General features: G+C 69.1%; 15 protein-coding genes. 4 read left to right on the top strand and 11 right to left on the bottom strand.

Features of this window, described 5'->3' with window-relative positions; genetic code table 11:
* Positions 1-180: 180 nt before the first annotated feature.
* The 5 genes from H613_RS0116055 to purU form a co-directional block, all read right to left on the bottom strand.
* A complete protein-coding gene (locus tag H613_RS0116055; RefSeq protein WP_026924607.1) occupies positions 181-720 on the bottom strand; it encodes a hypothetical protein in 540 nt (179 codons plus the stop codon).
* A 233-nt stretch (positions 721-953) separates the two neighbouring features.
* On the bottom strand, positions 954-2,129 hold the full coding sequence (gene ispG, locus H613_RS0116050; protein ID WP_026924606.1) for a flavodoxin-dependent (E)-4-hydroxy-3-methylbut-2-enyl-diphosphate synthase: 1,176 nt from the start codon (positions 2,127-2,129) through the stop codon (positions 954-956).
* A gap of 28 nt (positions 2,130-2,157) precedes the next feature.
* Positions 2,158-3,414, bottom strand: coding sequence for a site-2 protease family protein (locus H613_RS0116045; protein WP_026924605.1), 1,257 nt, complete (start codon positions 3,412-3,414; stop codon positions 2,158-2,160).
* Positions 3,415-3,430: 16 nt separating this feature from the next.
* Positions 3,431-4,636, bottom strand: coding sequence for a 1-deoxy-D-xylulose-5-phosphate reductoisomerase (dxr, locus tag H613_RS0116040; RefSeq protein ID WP_026924604.1), 1,206 nt, complete (start codon positions 4,634-4,636; stop codon positions 3,431-3,433).
* A gap of 24 nt (positions 4,637-4,660) precedes the next feature.
* On the bottom strand, positions 4,661-5,533 hold the full coding sequence (gene purU, locus H613_RS0116035) for a formyltetrahydrofolate deformylase (protein ID WP_051393422.1): 873 nt from the start codon (positions 5,531-5,533) through the stop codon (positions 4,661-4,663).
* An 87-nt stretch (positions 5,534-5,620) separates the two neighbouring features.
* Here purU and H613_RS0116030 point away from each other — a divergent pair, with 87 nt between their 5' ends.
* Positions 5,621-5,917, top strand: a complete 297-nt coding sequence (locus tag H613_RS0116030; protein ID WP_035738321.1) for a type II toxin-antitoxin system Phd/YefM family antitoxin — start codon at positions 5,621-5,623, stop codon at positions 5,915-5,917.
* A complete protein-coding gene (locus tag H613_RS30985; protein ID WP_156926072.1) occupies positions 5,914-6,063 on the top strand; it encodes a PIN domain-containing protein in 150 nt (49 codons plus the stop codon). Before H613_RS0116030 ends, H613_RS30985 begins: the two co-directional genes overlap by 4 nt.
* Positions 6,064-6,104: 41 nt before the next feature.
* Here the strand turns inward: H613_RS30985 and H613_RS0116020 are convergent, their stop codons facing one another.
* The 4 genes from H613_RS0116020 to H613_RS0116005 all read right to left on the bottom strand — a co-directional run bounded on the left by H613_RS0116020 (position 6,105) and on the right by H613_RS0116005 (position 11,709).
* Complete coding sequence (locus H613_RS0116020; protein WP_026924601.1) at positions 6,105-7,397, bottom strand: ABC transporter substrate-binding protein; 1,293 nt, start codon at positions 7,395-7,397, stop codon at positions 6,105-6,107.
* A 39-nt stretch (positions 7,398-7,436) separates the two neighbouring features.
* A complete protein-coding gene (locus tag H613_RS0116015; RefSeq protein ID WP_026924600.1) occupies positions 7,437-8,324 on the bottom strand; it encodes a carbohydrate ABC transporter permease in 888 nt (295 codons plus the stop codon).
* The gene (locus H613_RS0116010; RefSeq protein WP_026924599.1) at positions 8,314-9,312 is read right to left on the bottom strand and encodes a carbohydrate ABC transporter permease; all 999 of its coding nucleotides are present in this window, start codon (positions 9,310-9,312) and stop codon (positions 8,314-8,316) included. The genes H613_RS0116015 and H613_RS0116010 overlap by 11 nt, the downstream gene beginning before the upstream one ends.
* A 228-nt stretch (positions 9,313-9,540) precedes the next feature.
* Positions 9,541-11,709 carry an MMPL family transporter gene (locus tag H613_RS0116005; protein WP_026924598.1) on the bottom strand — a complete coding sequence of 723 codons (2,169 nt, stop codon included), beginning with the start codon at positions 11,707-11,709 and terminating at the stop codon, positions 9,541-9,543.
* A 166-nt stretch (positions 11,710-11,875) separates the two neighbouring features.
* On the opposite strand from H613_RS0116005, the gene H613_RS29360 reads away from it, so the two are divergent.
* On the top strand, positions 11,876-12,649 hold the full coding sequence (locus H613_RS29360) for a TetR/AcrR family transcriptional regulator (protein WP_156926071.1): 774 nt from the start codon (positions 11,876-11,878) through the stop codon (positions 12,647-12,649).
* Positions 12,650-12,730: 81 nt separating this feature from the next.
* Here the strand turns inward: H613_RS29360 and H613_RS0115995 are convergent, their stop codons facing one another.
* Entirely contained in the window at positions 12,731-14,284 is a 1,554-nt protein-coding gene (locus H613_RS0115995) for a Rieske 2Fe-2S domain-containing protein (protein ID WP_342673020.1), read from the bottom strand.
* 133 nt (positions 14,285-14,417) lie between these two features.
* On the opposite strand from H613_RS0115995, the gene H613_RS31480 reads away from it, so the two are divergent.
* On the top strand, positions 14,418-14,636 hold the full coding sequence (locus tag H613_RS31480) for a DUF2631 domain-containing protein (RefSeq protein ID WP_026924596.1): 219 nt from the start codon (positions 14,418-14,420) through the stop codon (positions 14,634-14,636).
* Between the two features lie 167 nt (positions 14,637-14,803).
* Here the strand turns inward: H613_RS31480 and H613_RS31755 are convergent, their stop codons facing one another.
* On the bottom strand, positions 14,804-16,642 hold the full coding sequence (locus H613_RS31755; RefSeq protein WP_281171198.1) for a DivIVA domain-containing protein: 1,839 nt from the start codon (positions 16,640-16,642) through the stop codon (positions 14,804-14,806).
* Positions 16,643-16,644 lie beyond the last annotated feature (2 nt).

The following is a 16,644-nucleotide window of genomic DNA, read 5'->3' as shown; positions in this document are numbered from 1 at the left end:
ATTACGAAACCGAGCCGGTGCGGGGCGCAGCTCCCGTGGCAGTGCCGCGGCCTCTGTTCGCGCAGAGACCGCGGTGTACGACACCTCCCGCGGTCGAGCGCCCCGCCTGTCCAACCCAGGTGATAGCGGCAGTCGCTCCGCGCCGGCTCACATCATTCACCCTACGGCGCGAGTGCCCGCTCAGGCGGCCTCGAGCGCCTTGGTCTGGTCCTCGGCCCCGTCGTCGGCCGCCTTCGACGCCTCGGACGGCTCCTCGGTGACGACCTCCTGGGACATGCGCTCCCAGAGCATCCCGCCCGAGTGGGCCAGCGCGCCGGCGATGGAGGGCACGAACGGCAGGACCCAGTCGGCGAGGAAGCCGTCGTGGGGCATGTTCAGCACCAGCATCGCCGAGCCGGCGCACAGCAGGCCCTGGAGGGTGCCGCGCCAGGCGGCGCGGGTGGCGTCGGCGACGGCGGCGCGGCGCTCGGAGGAGGGGTCGTGGAACTCGGTGAGCCCGGCGGCGTCCCTGCGTCCGAGGTAGGCGCCGACGACGGCCTGGACGGCGGTGCCGGCGACGACGGAGGCGATGAGGCTGTCCTTGGTGACCACGTAGACGAGGGCGAACAGCAGCCCCCCTCCGGCGATGGTGAGCGCGGCCCTGATCCAGTCGGTCTTCTCACCGGGATACCAGTAGTACTTGGTGACACCCTCGGATATCTGTCGGACGATCTTCCCCATGCGGTGGCTCCCCCTTCGCGGGCGGCGGCGACAAGGTCCGCGCCTGTTCGGCACGAATGTCATTATCGGGTGTCGCGTTCGGCCGGCACGGGGAATCCCCCGAGTCATCCACGGGAAATTCCGGCAAGTATGGGTTGACTTGTCGGTTTTTCGATGCCAGGAGATGTCGTGACCTGCGCCTCAATATCAGCGTAACGACAACGAGGCACAGGCGTAAGTCACGAATCCGACAGTCAGTGGACCTGAACGACCGGACCGGCCAGTTCCCTCAGCTCCTCGGGGAGTTCGGCGCCCATCTCGTCGGCGAGGCGGACGGCCTCCTCGATGAGGGTCTCGACGATCTGCGACTCGGGCACGGTGCGGATGACCTCGCCTTTGACGAAGATCTGGCCCTTGCCGTTGCCGCTGGCGACGCCGAGGTCGGCCTCGCGGGCCTCGCCGGGGCCGTTGACGACGCAGCCCATGACGGCCACGCGCAGCGGGACCGGCAGCCCTTCGAGCCCGGCGGTGACCTGCTCGGCGAGCGTGTAGACGTCGACCTGGGCCCGCCCGCACGAGGGGCACGAGACGATCTCCAGGCCGCGCTCCTTCAGGCCGAGGGACTCCAGGATCTGGTTGCCGACCTTGACCTCCTCGACCGGCGGGGCCGAGAGGGAGACGCGGATGGTGTCGCCGATGCCCTCGGACAGGAGCGCGCCGAAGGCGGCCGCGGACTTGATCGTCCCTTGGAACGCCGGTCCGGCCTCGGTGACCCCGAGGTGCAGCGGGTAGTCGCACTGCTCGGACAGGAGCCGGTAGGCCTTGACCATGACGACCGGGTCGTTGTGCTTGACCGAGATCTTGATGTCGCGGAAGTCGTGCTCCTCGAACAGCGAGGCCTCCCACAGCGCCGACTCGACCAGCGCCTCGGGCGTGGCCTTGCCGTGCTTGGCGAGCAGCCGCTTGTCGAGCGACCCCGCGTTGACGCCGATGCGGATCGGCGTCCCGGCCGCCTTCGCGGCGGCCGCGATCTCGCCGACCTTGTCGTCGAACTTCTTGATGTTGCCGGGGTTGACGCGCACGGCGGCGCACCCGGCCTCGATCGCGGCGAAGACGTACTTCGGCTGGAAGTGGATGTCGGCGATCACGGGGATCTGCGACTTCTTGGCGATGACCGGCAGCGCGTCGGCGTCGTCCTGCGTCGGGCAGGCGACGCGGACGATCTGGCAGCCGGTGGCGGTGAGCTCGGCGATCTGCTGGAGCGTGGCGCCGATGTCGGCGGTCTTGGTCGTGGTCATCGACTGGACGCTGACGGGGGCGCCGCCGCCGACCAGCACGCCGCCCACGTTCAACTGCCGGGTCTGGCGGCGGGGGGCGAGCGGTTCGGGGGCGGGGCGGGTGGTCGGGATACCGAGGTTCACAGCAGTCATAGCGCTAGTCTCCACCTGATAGCGACGGCTAATTGAAGATCGTGATCGGGTTGACTATGTCGGCGGTGATCGTCAGCAGCATGAACCCGCCGAGCACGATGATCACAGCGTAAGTCAGCGGCATCAACTTCAAGTAGTCCACTCGGCCCGGGTCGGGCTTGCCGCGCCTGGCGGCGAACCACGACCGGACCTTCTCGTACCAGGCGATGGCGATGTGCCCGCCGTCCATCGGCAGCAGCGGCAGCAGGTTGAACACGCCGATGAAGTAGTTCAGGACCACCAGGAGCATGAAGAACATGGCCCACTGGTCGTACTGGACCATCTCGCCGCCGAGGCGCGAGGCCCCCACGACGCTGACGGGGGTGTCGTCGCCGCGCTCGCCGCCCCAGATGGAGTCCCACAGCGGCGGGATCTTGGAGGGCAGGTCGGCGAGCGCGACGAAGGTCTCGCGGAACATGTCGCCGGTGTAGGAGAAGGTGTCGCCGATGCCCTGGATCGGCCCGGAGGTGACGGTGGCCGGGATCGCGGGGTCGAGGTAGACCGAGACGCCGAGGCGGGCGACGGTCTCGGTGGTGCCGTCGGTCTGCTCGACTTCGGCGGCGTAGGGGGTGACCTGGAGGTCGTGCTCGGTGCCGTCGCGTTCGACGGTGACCTCGATCGGCTCGCCTGGGGGCAGGTCGGCGACGGCGGCGACGAGGGAGTCCCAGTCGGTGACCGGCTGGCCCGCGGCCGCGGTGATCCGGTCGCCGTCCTGCATCCCGGCCTCGCGGGCCGGGGTCGGCTCGTCGGCGGCCGAGCAGGTGAAGTCGATGGTGGCGTCGTCGGGCGGGATGCACTCGGCGACGTCGACGGTGGCGGTCTCCTGGGACGCCTCGTAGGCCTCGGCGCGCTCGGGGTTGGCGATGCCGACGAAGGAGACGAGGATCCACAGCACCGCGAATCCGAGGACGAAGTGGGTGACCGAGCCGGCGGCGAGCACGATGGTGCGCTGCCACAGGGGCTTGCGCCAGAAGACGCGGTGCTTGTCGGCCTCGGTGACCTCTTCCTCCTCCTCTTCGAGGGGGGTCATGCCGACGATCTTGACGAAGCCGCCCAGCGGGATGCCCTTGACGCCGTACTCGGTCTCGCCTCTGCGGAAGGACCACAGGGTGGGGCCGAAGCCGACGAAGTACCGGGTGACCTTCATCTTGAAGCCCTTGGCGGTCAGCATGTGGCCGAACTCGTGCAGGCTCACTGAGATGAGGATCGCCAGCGCGAACAGGATGATCCCGGTGGTGTAGGCCAGCAAGTCGTGACTCCTTCTATCGGTTCGACGCGTCCAACACTAGCTGGCGCGCGCACGAGCGCGCCCAACTCTCGGCCTCGAGTACGTCTGCGACACTGCCTGGTCGACCGAAGTCCGGCGCGGCGCCGAGGACGGCCGCGACGGTGTCGACGATGCCGAGGAACGGCAGGCGCCCGTCGCGGAAGGCGGCCACGGCCTCCTCGTTGGCGGCGTTGAACAGCGCGGGGTGGACGCCTCCGGCCTTCCCGGCGTCCTTGGCGATGGCCACGGCGGGGAAGGCGGTCTCGTCGAGCGGCTCGAAGTGCCAGTCGTTGGCCTTCGTCCAGTCGACGGGCCGGGCGGCGCCGGGGACGCGGTCGGGCCAGGCCAGAGCGTGGGCGATGGGCAGGCGCATGTCGGGCGGGGAGGCCTGGGCGATGGTGGAGCCGTCGGTGAACTCGACCATGGAGTGGATGACGGACTGGGGGTGGACGACGACGCCGATGCGGTCGTAGTCGACGCCGAACAGCTCGTGGGCCTCGATGATCTCCAGCGACTTGTTCACCATGGTGGCGGAGTTGATGGTGACGACCGGGCCCATGTCCCAGGTGGGGTGGGCGAGGGCGTCATCGAGCGTGACGTCGGCGAGCTGGTCGCGACTCCTGCCGCGGAAGGGGCCGCCGGAGGCGGTGAGGACGAGCTTCGCGACGCGTTCGGCGGTGCCCGAGCGCAGGCACTGGGCGAGCGCGGAGTGCTCGGAGTCGACCGGGGAGATCTGCCCGGGCTTGGCGATCTCGCGGACCAGCGGGCCGCCGGCCACCAGGGACTCCTTGTTGGCGAGGGCGAGATGGCGCCCGGCCTTGAGGGCGGCGAGCGTGGGTTCGAGGCCGATGGAGCCGTCCATGGCGTTGAGGACGGTGTCGGCGTCCCAGGTGGCGAGCTCGGCCATGGCCGAGCGCCCGGCGACGAGCTTCGGGATGCGGGCGTCGCCGGAGGTCCAGCCGCGCTCGGTGGCGGCGGCGAACAGCCGCAGCTGGACGTCCTCGACGGCCGTGGCGTCGGCGACGGCGACGGCCTCGACGCCCAGCTCGATCGCCTGCTCGGCGAGCAGGGCGGGCCTGGAGCCGCCCGCGCCGAGGGCGACGATGCGGAACCGGTCCGGATTGGCGCGGACGATGTCTATCACCTGCGTGCCGATGGAGCCGGTGGAGCCCAGGAGCACGATCTCGCGAATGTCGGTCACCGGGCCATTATGTGCTACGGCGCGCTAGCGAAAAACCACCGTCTTGGTACCGCTGAGGAGGATGCGGTCGTCGAGGTGGGCGGCGAGGCCGCGGGCCAGGCAGGTCGATTCGAGGTCACGCCCGGCGGCCACGAGGTCCTCGGGGCCCATCGCGTGGTCGACGCGGGCGGCCTCCTGCTCGATGATCGGGCCCTCGTCGAGGTCGGCGGTGACGTAGTGGCAGGTGGCGCCGATGAGCTTGACGCCGCGGGCGTGCGCCTGGTGGTAGGGCTTGGCGCCCTTGAAGCTGGGCAGGAACGAGTGGTGGATGTTGATGATCCGCCCCGGCAGCTTGGCGCAGAACTCCGAGGAGAGGATCTGCATGTAGCGGGCCAGGACGACCACGTCGATGCCTTCGGACTCGATGAGTTCGAGCAGGCGCTGCTCCTGGGCGGCCTTCCCCTCGGGACCGACCGGCAGGTAGTGGAACGGGACGCCCGAGGAGGCGGCCAGGTCGGCCCAGTCGGGGTGGTTGGAGACCACGGCGGCGGCCTCGCCGTGCATGGCGCCGATCCGGAAGCGGTACAGCAGGTCGTTGAGGCAGTGGCCCTGCTTGGAGGCCATGATGAGGACGCGCGGCTTGACGGCCCGGTCGTGCAGCTGCCAGTCCATGTCGAACTCGCGGGCGATCTCGGCGAAGCCGACGGCCAGGTCGGCGCGGGTGCCTTCGGTCTTGAACTCGACTCTCATGAAGAACCGTCCGGAGCCGTGCTCGGAGAACTGCTGCGAGTCCTCGATGTTGGCGTTGCGGCGGGTCAGAAACCCCGAGACCGCGTAGACGATGCCGAGACGGTCGGGGCACGAGAGCGTGAGAACGAACTGGCTGGTCACCTGTCCATTGTACGGGGCATGCGGCATCGCGGTCGCACCGGTGAAGCGGTCCTGTACCGCTCTGGGCACGGAATGCCACCGCTTTGTGTCACAAATTTGTATTACATTTGGCGTATGGCGATACTCCATGAGCACGCGATCGGCATGCGCGAACTTCGCCACAACACCAACGAGGTACTCAGCCGCGTGCGCGGCGGTGAGACCCTCGATGTGACCGAGTACGGCCGCACCATCGCTCGACTGGTGCCGGTGCCAGCGTGCGAACTCATGCCCGTTCTCGACCGCCTCGAATCGGCAGGCCGACTGCGCAGAGCCTCGCGCCCCGCCTTCCGTCCCCGGATGCGGGAGGGCGACGGCGCTAACCAGCTCTCGGGGACCCTCGCCGATATGCGCGAGACGGAGGCCTGGTGATACCGGGTCTCCGCTCGCTGGACGCCATCCACCTCGCGACCGCCAGGCTCGTCGCGGAGGACCTGTCCGGCCTGGTGACGTACGACGATCGGCTCGCCGTCGCCGCCGCTGACGCCGGCATCAAGGCGATCAGTCCCAAGGATTGAGGGCGGCGGGGAGGGCCGGGCCTCCCCGCCGCCGTGTGCGCTTAACCGATGGCGGATTCGGCCTCGGACAGGAACTGCTCGGTGGCGGTCTCGGGAGTGAGGTCGCCGAACAGGAGCGGCTCGTAGACCCGCAGCATGATGTCGGGGATCTGGCCGGCGCCGATCGGCGGCACCGGGGGGCCCTCCACCAGGTCGGGGGTGAGCTCGGTGATGAAGTCGGCGCCCCGCTTGTCGGCGTCGGGCAGGTCCGGCAGGATCCGCTCGCGCTGCTCGAGGTTGGCCGGCAGGCCGCGGTCGGTGAGCGTGAGGTCGATCGACTCGTCGCTGTTGAGCAGGAAGTCGATCAGCTTCCCGACCGTCTCCTTGTCGTTGGTGTCGGCTCCGGCGGCCCAGAACATCGCGGGCTTGAGGTAGAGGCCCGGCTGGGGGCCGGAGGTCTCGCCGGGGACGCGCAGGAGCAGCAGTTCGCTGCCGACGAGCTCTTCGAGCCCGCCGACCTGGTTGGTCCAGTAGAACTCGCTGGCGCCGGTGCCGGTGGCCAGGGGGGACTGGTCCTTGCCGGCGGCGGCGCTCTCGACGATCGCCTCCGCCGACGGGATCGCCTCGGCGGCCAGCAGGTCGGTGACCATCGTCCACCACTCGGTCATGGTCTCGGGGGTGAAGCCGAGGGCCCCCTCCGGGGTGTAGAGGCTCTCGCCCTTCTGGCGGGCGAAGATGTTGAACAGCGCCTCGTTGTTGAACGAGACGGCCGAGTTCCCGACCTTGTCGGTCTTGGAGGAGATCTCGGTGACGAACGCGGCGAAGTCGGCCCACGACCAGGTCTTGTCGTCGGGGACCTCCAGGCCGGCCTCTTCGACGATCGCCGGGTTGAGCAGCAGGCAGAGCGCGTTGACGCCCGTGCCGATCCCGTAGGTCTTGCCGTCCAGCTGGCCGCCGGACAGCACCGCGGGGTCGAGGTTCGAGAAGTCGATGCCGATGTCGTCGAGCGCGAGGAGGGTGTCGCGTTCGGCGTATTCACGCAGGTAGCGCTCCTCGTGCTGCATCACGTCGGGGGTGTTGCCACCCGAGACCGAGACGTTGAGGGCGTCCCAGTAGCCGCCCCATTCGGCGACGGACTCCTCGATGCTGACCCCGTCGTTGGCCTTCTCGAAGGCCGCGATGATCTTGCGGGTGTATTCGTGGCGGTCTTCCGAGCCCCACCACATCATCGTCAGTTCCCCGGATTCGCCTTCGTCCTTGCCGCAGGCGGCCAGCAGCGGAGCCGCGGCGGCTCCGAACAGGCCGGCCTTGGCGAGCGTACGCCGACTCAGGCCCGAGGGGTTGGTGTGCTTCATCTTCTCCATCCTTTCAGGAGGATGATCGTTGTTGCCGTGTTATTTGATGCCGGTGGTGGCGATGCCTCGGATGAGGTACCGCTGACCGGCGAGGAAGAACCCGAAGATCGGGCCCAGTGCCACGATGGACATCGCGAAGAGGGAGCCCCAGGACGACTGTCCTTGGGCGTCGAGGAATAGCCGCAATGCCAGTGGCACGGTCTGCAGGTCGATGTCGCGGATGTAGATCAGCTGCGAGTAGAAGTCGTTCCACGTCCAGATGAACGTGAAGATGGCGGTGGTGGCCAGCGCGGGCGTGCACAGCGGCATGATCACGCGCAGGAAGGTGCCCCAGTAGCTGCACCCGTCGATCTGGCTCGCCTCGTCCAGCTCGCGCGGCAGGCCGCGGATGAACTGCACCATCAGGAAGATGAAGAAGGCGTCGGTGGCCAGCAGCTTCGGCACGATCAACGGCCAGAAGGTGTCGATCCATCCGAAGTTGTTGAACAGGATGTACTGCGGGATGATCACGACGTGGATGGGCAGCATGATCGTGGCCAGCATGATCGCGAACAGCATGCCCTTGAGCGGGAACCGCAGTCTCGCGAAGGCGTAGGCGGCCATGGAGCAGGAGACCAGGTTGCCGATGATCGACCCGGCCACGATCACCATCGAGTTGAAGATGTAGCGGTGGAACGGGAGCGGCAGGGCGGTCCAGCCGTCGACGTAGTGCCGCCACTCGATGTGCGAGGGGATCAGGCTCGGGTCGGAGAAGATCTCGTCGATCGGCTTGAACGAGGCCGAGAGCATCCACAGCAGCGGGTAGATCATGATCATCGCGAAGGCGATGAGCGCCAAGTGGATCAGCAGGCGGCGCAGCGCTCCCAAGTCCCTGCGCGGCCGCTGGCGGCGCCGGGTCGGGGCGGGGGTCAGAGTCTCAGTCGCCATAGAACACCCAGAATTTCGACATCAGGAAGTTGAGGGCCGTGAACAGGCCGATGATCAGGAGCAGGAGCCAGGCGAGGGCCGAGGCATAGCCCATGTCGAAGGCCGTGAACCCGCGGTCGTAGAGGTAGAGCGTGTAGAACAGCGTGGAGTCCGCCGGTCCGCCCTTGCCGCCCGAGACGATGAACGCCTGCGTGAACGCCTGGAACGCGTTGATGATCTGGAGCACCAGGTTGAAGAAGATGATGGGGGTCAGCAGCGGGATGGTGACGCTGAAGAAGCGCCGCGCCGGTCCGGCGCCGTCGACCCTGGCGGCCTCGTAGTACATGGCGGGGATCTGGCGCAGCCCGGCCAGGAAGATGACCATGGGCGAGCCGAAGGTCCACACGTTGAGCAGGATCAGCGTGTCGAGGGCGTAGTCGGGGTTGGAGATCCAGCCCTGGCCCTGGATGTCGAAGAGGGCGAGGACCTGGTTGACCAGGCCTTCGGTGCCGAAGATCTGGCGCCACATGATGGCGATGGCCACCGAGCCGCCGAGCAGCGAGGGCAGGTAGAAGATCGAGCGGTAGATCGGCAGGCCGCGCACGCCCTTGTCGAGCACCATCGCCAGACCGAGCGCCATCGCCAGTTGGAGGGGCACCGAGATGAAGACGTACCGGACGGTGACCCCGATCGAGGCCAGCAGCCGGTCGTCGTCGAGCATCCGCTCGTAGTTGTCCAGGCCGATCCAGTTGGCGTCGCCGATGAGGCTGTAGTCGGTGAAGGACAGGTACAGCGAGGCGATCATCGGCCCGACGGTGATGACGAGCAGGCCGACGAGGAAGGGCGCAAGGAAGCTCAGCGCGGCCCAGCTCTGGCGGCGGCTGGCGGATTTGCGGAGCCCTTTGCGGCTCCGCCTGCCTCGCGTGGAGTCTGATGTCGCCGTTGGTCCCGGCGGTGCGCCGGTGCTGCGCCGTGAGGCGGGCGCAACTGCGACTTCGTTGTCGGTCATAGAGTCTTGAGGCCTTTCGGCGGGGGGTTGGGTCCGAATCACACCAGGCTATGCAACCGCTTGCCTAAATGTCAATGGCTCAACTTAAATTCCTGTATATCTTTGGTATCGCTTGCCGAATAAAACGGTCATCTGCAACTCTGATCAACTGACGAATCATTCATTGCAGCGGAATGGCCCGCCCCGGCGCCTTGCGAGGCCGGGACGGGCCGCGGGTTTCCCTGTCGGTCAGACTTCGGCGGGGACCTTCCGCTGCGCGGGCGGAGCCGGCGCCTCGTCGGTCTCCTTCAGGCCGTACTTGGAGTACAGGCGGGCCAGGGGGCCCGGCACCCACCAGTTCGCGCGGCCCAGCAGCCGCATCGTGGCCGGCACCAGGAGCATCCGCACCACGGTGGCGTCCAGGAAGATCGCCACGGCCATGCCGACGCCGATCATCTTCATGAAGGTGATGCCGCCGGTGGCGAAGGCGCCCACCACGACGATGAGGATGAGTGCCGCGGCCGTGATGATCGAGCCGGTGTTCTGCATGCCGCGCATGACGGCGGTGCGGTTGTCGGCCCCGTTGTCCCACTCCTCGCGGATCCGCGAGAGCAGGAAGACCTCGTAGTCGGTCGAGAGGGCGAACAGCAGCACCACCATGAGCAGCAGGTTCGACGGGTTCAAGAAACCCGAGGCGGTGAAGCCCAGGGCTCCGGACAGGTGTCCTTCCTGGAAGACCCACACCACGACGCCGATCGCCGCGGCCAGCGACACGAAGTTCATCAGGACCGCCTTGATCGGCAGGACGATCGAGCCGAACGCCAGGAACAGCATGATCACGGTGACGGCCACGATGTAGCCGATCATCGCCGGCAGGCCGTCGGCGATCGCGTCGAACATGTCCACCAGGTCCGAGGCGCCGCCGGTGACGAACAGCTCGGTCCCGGCCACGTCGATGTCGCGGGTCTCTTCGATCAGCTCGCGCGACTCGGCGCTGAAGGGGTCGACGTCGTAGCGGACCTGGAGGAGCGTCGCGTCATCGTCGGCGTTCACCGGGACGACGCCCTCGACGTGGTCGAGGCCCTCCAGAGTCTGCATGACCTCGGCCAGGGCCGCCTCTCCCCCGCCGGAGACCATGACGTCGAAGGTCTCGACGCCGCCGCCGGGGAAGTCGGCCGCGATCGTCTCGGTGACCACGCGCGACTCGGCGTCCTCGGGCATGTCGCGCTCGTCGACGCCGCCGAACCCGATGTCCAGCGCGGGGCTCGCGAGCAGCGCCATGAAGGCGACCACCGGCAGGATGACGAGCACCGGGCGGCGCATGACGCCCGAGGCCAGGGCGTGCCAGAAGCCGGTGTCCGGCCTCGCCTCGCGGTTGCGGCGGCGGATCAGGCGGCCCTTGTCGACCCGGTGGCCGAGCAGGTACAGGATCGCGGGCAGGACCACCAGGGCCGAGAGCATGGCGACGCCCACGGCGGACATGACCCCGTAGGCGATGCCGTGCAGGAAGGGCACGTCGACCAGCAGGAGGCCGCCCATCGACAGGACGATGATGAGCCCGGAGACCATGACGGTGCGCCCGGCCGTGGCCACGGTGCCGAGCACCGCCGAGCGCTTGTCGCGTCCGGCGGCCAGTTCCTCCCTGAACCGCCTGAGCACGAACAGGGCGTAGTCGATGGACATGCCCAGGCCGATGATGGTGATGACGTTGGCCGCGAAGACCGAGACGTCGGTGAACTCGGCGATGACGCGGGTGACGGTGAAGCCGCCGAGGATCGCCATGCCGCCGATGAGCAGCGGCAGAGAGGCGGCGACGAGCGCGCCGAAGACGACCACCATGATGACCAGCAGCAGCGGCATCGAGATCATCTCGGCGAGCGCGAGGTCCTCTTGGACCTGCGTGTTGATGTCGGCGGCGACCGCCGCGGCGCCGCCGAGGGAGACGTCGAGACCGCCGGTGTCCCCGGCCTCGCGCAGGCCGTCCTCGATCGATTCGTAGGCGGCGGCCTTCTCGTCCTCGGAGGTGGCGCCGAGGGAGACCGCGGCGAAGGTGGCGTGCCGGTCGTTCGCGACGAAGGTCTCGGCGCCGGTGTCGTAGTAGGAGGCGACGGTCTCGACGTCGGGGAGGTCGGCGATGTCGGCGACGGCGCCGGAGACGGCCGAGCGGAACTCGGGGTCGTCGACCGTGAGCGCGTCGGACTCGTAGAGGACCACGACGTCGGCGCCGGTGGAGCCGAACGCCGCTTCGATGGCCGCCGCATCGGTCGCCGAGTCCGCGTCCGGCGAGACGAACCCGCCGTCGGTGAACTCGTCGAAGACGCCCAGGCCCCACGTCGAGCCGATGGCGAAGACCGCGGCGACGCCTGCGACGATGAGCCACCGCGCTTTGATCGTCGCGCGGCCTATCAGGGAATACATGTGCTTCTCCTCGGGACTTCGATAGAAGGGTGGTCGCGACCGCTGGTGTCGGTGATCCTCGCAGCGGTAGACTTGTGAGCAGTGAAAATTTAGCTAACGGTGTTTACTCTAATTAACGGCGATCGTTGAGTCAACGCCGTTAACAAGTTTGTGGCAGAGGAGTGCAGTGAGTTCGAACACCTCGGGTGGCCCGACCCGGCGGGAGCGGATGCGCGCCGAGACCATCGGCGAGATCAAGGCCAGCGCCCGCGGCCAGCTGCTGGAGCACGGCCCCAGCGGCATCTCGCTGCGCGCCATCGCCCGCGAGGTCGGCGTCTCGCCGGCCGCCCTCTACCGGTACTTCGACGGCCTCGACTCGCTGCTCGAGGCCCTGTGCTGCGACTTCTACGACGAGCTCATCGCGGCCAGCCTCGACGCGATGAACGAGTTCGCGCCCGAGAACCACCTCGATCGCATGAAGGCCTGGATCTGGACGTTCCGGTCCTGGGTCGTCGGCCACCGCCGCGAGTTCGAGCTCATGCTGAGCGCGCCCGAAGGCGAGGAGCGGAACGCGCTGTCGCTCTGCGGCGAGGTCGCCGACGTCCCGCTGGAGGAGCTCGACCCGGTGGTGCGGAAGTCCCTCGAGCACTCCCAGCTGTGCGGGCAGGAACTGGCCGCCTTCTACAGGCAGACCGAGGGCGAGGGGTTCGACTTCGACACCGTGGAGATGCCCGAGATGTCCGACGGGCTCAGGCGCGAGCTGCTGGACAACTGCGGCAGGGCCATCATCGGCGCCGAGCTGCCGCTGACGTGGGTCTACGCGTTCACTTCGGGTTGGGTCCGGGTCTTCGGCCTGGTCACGATGGAGGCCTTCGGGTCGCTGCCGGTGCAGGGGAACATCGACGAGTTCTACAAGACGCAGATCAAGTCCATGATGAAGGACTTCGGCATCGAGCCCTGACGGCGGCGGGCGCCCCCTATGGCGGCGGAAGACGAGCGGGGCCGGGCGACCCGAGTGTCGCCCGGCCCCGCTCGTTCGGTCTTACTCGGCGTCCTCGGCCGGTGCGCTGCGCAGGTCGTGCCCGACGCTGGTCATGCACTTGCCGGACTTCAGGTTCCACTTCCAGCCGTGCATCTGGCAGGTGAGCACGCCGTCGTCGATCTTCCCGAACACCGACAGGTCGGCCTTCAGGTGCGGGCAGCGGCGCTGCATCGTCCAGCCCTGCATCGTGATGTCCTCGTCGTCGGGGCGCTGCTCGGCGTACCAGCCCTCGGCGTACTGGAGGCGCTCCTCGGAGAGGCACTTGAAGAACGCGTAGACGTACTCGTTGTACTGGCCGATGCGCGCGGCGGTGAACCGGCACGACAGGAACAGCGAGTTGACCCAGTCGACCTCGCGGAGGTGCAGGAGGTGCTCGATGAGGCGCCGCTCGGTGCGGAAGCGGTAGCGGACCTTCCCCCCGTCGTCGGGGTAGATCGTGCGCTCCAGGAAGTCGAAGACGATCGACTCGACGACCTCGTCGGAGTCCGGCGCCGTCAGGTCGAACCGGACCGGGCCGCCGATGCCGGTGGCGATGTGCTCGGCGGACTTCATGAGCGGTTCGATGCGCTCCCGCAGCGTCTCCAGGACGTCGATCTCGGGGTGCGACCACGAGGCCTTCTCCTCGGCGATGCGGCCTTGCTGGCGCTCCCGGTAGGCGTCGAGGTGCGCCTTCTTGTTCGCGAACCACTCGCGCACGTCCTCGACCGGGTGCGTGACGTTCGCCGAGCCGTCGGTGCCGATCTCGGCCACCGAGCCGGGCAGCAGGACGATGTTCTTGTCGTGCCCCTGCTGCTCGAGCCAGTCGGTGTAGGCGAGCTGGTCGGGGAAGATGTTGCCCTCGTCGCCGAAGACGTCGTTGAACTGGTACAGCTCGTCGTCGAGGAAGCACGGCGGGCCCGCGATCGGGAAGACCCAGTCCCCGGCGACGTCGTCGATGTAGCGCAGGGAGCGGTCGAAGCCGCGCTCGCGCTTCTGCTTCCCGAACGCCCGCTTGGCGTTGTCGGGCAGCTCGTAGACCATCGGGAACCAGATCGCGCCGGAGAACTGGAGCAGGTGGGCGTGGATCTTGCCGTGCTTGAGGAAGACGCTCATGTCGGTGGGGCGGGCGTCGTTCTGGTTGAGCAGGCGGGTGCCGTCGGCGTCCTCGACCCACAGCGAGGAGTCCCCGATCGGGCCGTCGGTGGGGCTGGTCAGCGCCTGGATCATGACCTTGACGCCGCCGGGCAGCTCGACGATCTCCTCGGAGACGGTCTTGATGAACTTGTGGAAGCCGAGGGCCCGCAGCTCCGACTCCAGCTCGGCGGTGGGGTACTCCGGCAGCAGGACCGTGGTGTCCTTGCTGATGCGCTTGGCGAGGTTCTCCTCGTCGAAGTGGTCGCGGTGCAGGTGCGAGACGTAGAGGTAGTCGGCCTGGCCGAGGGTGTCCCAGTCGAGCTGCGAGTTGTCCGGGAAGGGGAACCAGGAGGCGAAGTACGCGGGGTTGACCCACGGGTCGCACAGGATCGATCCTGCGGCCGTCTCGATGAACATGCTGGCGTGGCCAGTACCGGTGATGCGCACGGGTACCCTTCCGGAGTCGGTCGACAGTGCCTCAACTTTACAGCTCACACACGTGCCGGGGCCGCGACGCCGGTCCTTGTGGCGTGCGAGACTGTCACCGATCACCGCATTGGTTGGAGGAGACCACATGGCAGCCGAAGAGCAGATTCTCGCCCCCGAGCAGCGCAAGCCCACCAGCCGCAAGGCCATGTACACCGCCCTGCTGATCGGTGCGGCCATCGTGCTGACGTTCCTGTTCGGCAACCACCTCGGCCGCGTCGAGGACGTCTTCATCGTCCTCACCGCCGCGACCCTGGTCGCGATCGTGGCCGTCGACGCCTGGATGCGCAAGACCGGGCTGCGCTAGGCAGCCGGGAGTCCCGGCAACGCGGCTTCACACCAAGCGAGCGCGGTCTCGGGCAGGCCGAACGGGCCGGACAGCGCCGTTCGTGGTTGCAGCAGGCCCCAGCAGGGCCTTCAAGACGGAGCACGACGGGGGCGGGGCCGCGATCGCGGCCCCGCCCCCGTGTGATGTCAGTGCATCATGCCGCGCCTGGAGAACAGCTCCCTGACCTCGCGCAGCGCCGAGTCCACCTCGGCCTCGAAGTAGCCGCCCTGCACCAGCGAGAACTGGCTGGTGTCGAGCTCGCGGTCCGACAGCGGCACGGGGTTGCGGCCCGTCATCGCCGCGGAGACCGCGTCGAACATCTGGTCGACCTGGCTCGGGTCGTAGCCCGAGCCGAACCGCCGCGGCTGGAAGGCCCGGCGCAGCTGCTCGAGCCGCTGGACGTCGTCGGGCGTGAACGGCGAGTCCGACGCCCGCATCTCGGTGGTCATCTCCTCGCGGCCGTGGCGGCCGGGAGCCTCGAACGCGCCGCGGCCCTCGTACGGGTTGCGCCGCGCGAAGTCCGGCGGCGAGACCGCGCCGCGCGGCTGCTGCTGCGGTGGCGGCGGCGGTGCGCCGTGCCCGGCGGGGGGGCCGAACGCGCCATTGTCGCCTTGGCCCGCGGGGGCGGGGCCGCCCTGCTGGCCGAAGCCGCCCGCGGGGGGCGGCGGGCTCGGCGGCGCGGCGCGGCGGCCGAAGCCGGTGTCCTCGTGGCTCTCGGGGGCGTACCCGTCGTACTGCTGCGCCGGGGGTTCGGCCTGGTAGCCGCCGCCGTAGGTGCGGCCCCGGGAACCGTAGGGGTCGCTCTGCTGCTGCGGGATCGGGGCGGTGGGGGGCGGCGCGGGCGGCATGCCCTGCTGCGGCCTCGACTGGCGCGGGCCTCCGGCCTGCGGGATGGGCCCCGTCGGCGGGCCCGACTGCTGCGGCGGCATGGGCGGCTGCGAGGACTGTCCGGGAGGCATCGCCGAGCGGCGGCCGGTGTCGGAGAACTCGTCGTCGTAGGCGGCGCCGAATCCCGGCGGCGGATCGGAGACCCCGCGGCGGCCCTGAGGCGCCCCGCCGATGGGGGGCTGCACCTGGGTGTCGTCGTTCATCGGCGGCCCGAAGCCGCCCGCCGCGGGCACGTCGGGGCCGAAGCCGCCGCGGCGCGGGTCGGACTGCAGCGGCAGCTGCTCGGTGGCGCCGTGCGGCGAGGAGCCGGCCTGCGGCCCGTCGTGCATCGGCGATCCGGCGCGCGGGTGCGGCGGGGCGGGCTCGCGCCGGGGCTGCCCGTAGTCGCCGCCGCGCGGACCGGCCGGTTCGGCGCCGCGGGGCGGCCCGAAGTCGCCTGGAGGCCCGAAGTCGCCGGGCGGTCCGAAATCACCCTGCGACCCGAAATCGCCCTGCGGGGCCATGCCCGGGTCGGGCGCGCCGCCCCTGGGCTTGGCGAACGGGTCGTCGTAGTCGTCGCCGGGCGGCCCGGCGAGGAAGCCGAAGCCCTCGTCATCGTCGCCGCGCAGATCGCCGAAGCCCTCGTTGTCGGGCGGCGGCGCGGCCGCTCTGGCGCTGCGGGCCGCGGGCTCGCGCACCGGCGGCGGCGGGGCGGCCTCGCGGGCCGCCATCATCTCCCTGGCCGGGATGGCCTGCGTCGGGGCGGCCGGCTCGGGGCTGCGACGTTGGCCGGGGCCGGGCTGGGCCGGCGGCGCGGGCACGGCGGCGGTGTCGGGCTTGCCGTAGTCGGGAGCCGGAGCGGTGCCGAGCACGCCCCGCTCCTCGAGCTCGGCGAGCTGGCGCGCCACCCGGTCGAGGTAGACGTCCACCTGCCACTCGTCGTAGCCGCCGAAACGGACGCGGAAGACGACGTCGTCGACCTCGTCGGCCGTCACAGGGCTGCCGACGGGCTCACCGGCGAGCGTGGCCTCCACGCGGTCCAGGAACGCGTCCACTTCGTCGACCTTGTACCCCCTGCTCAACGCACGGCGCCGGAATCGATCCCCATGACTCGCCACTA

The organism is Glycomyces arizonensis DSM 44726 (assembly GCF_000482705.1).
In the GTDB taxonomy this organism is placed as follows: domain Bacteria; phylum Actinomycetota; class Actinomycetes; order Mycobacteriales; family Micromonosporaceae; genus Glycomyces; species Glycomyces arizonensis.
This window is presented reverse-complemented; position numbering and strand designations above follow the sequence as displayed.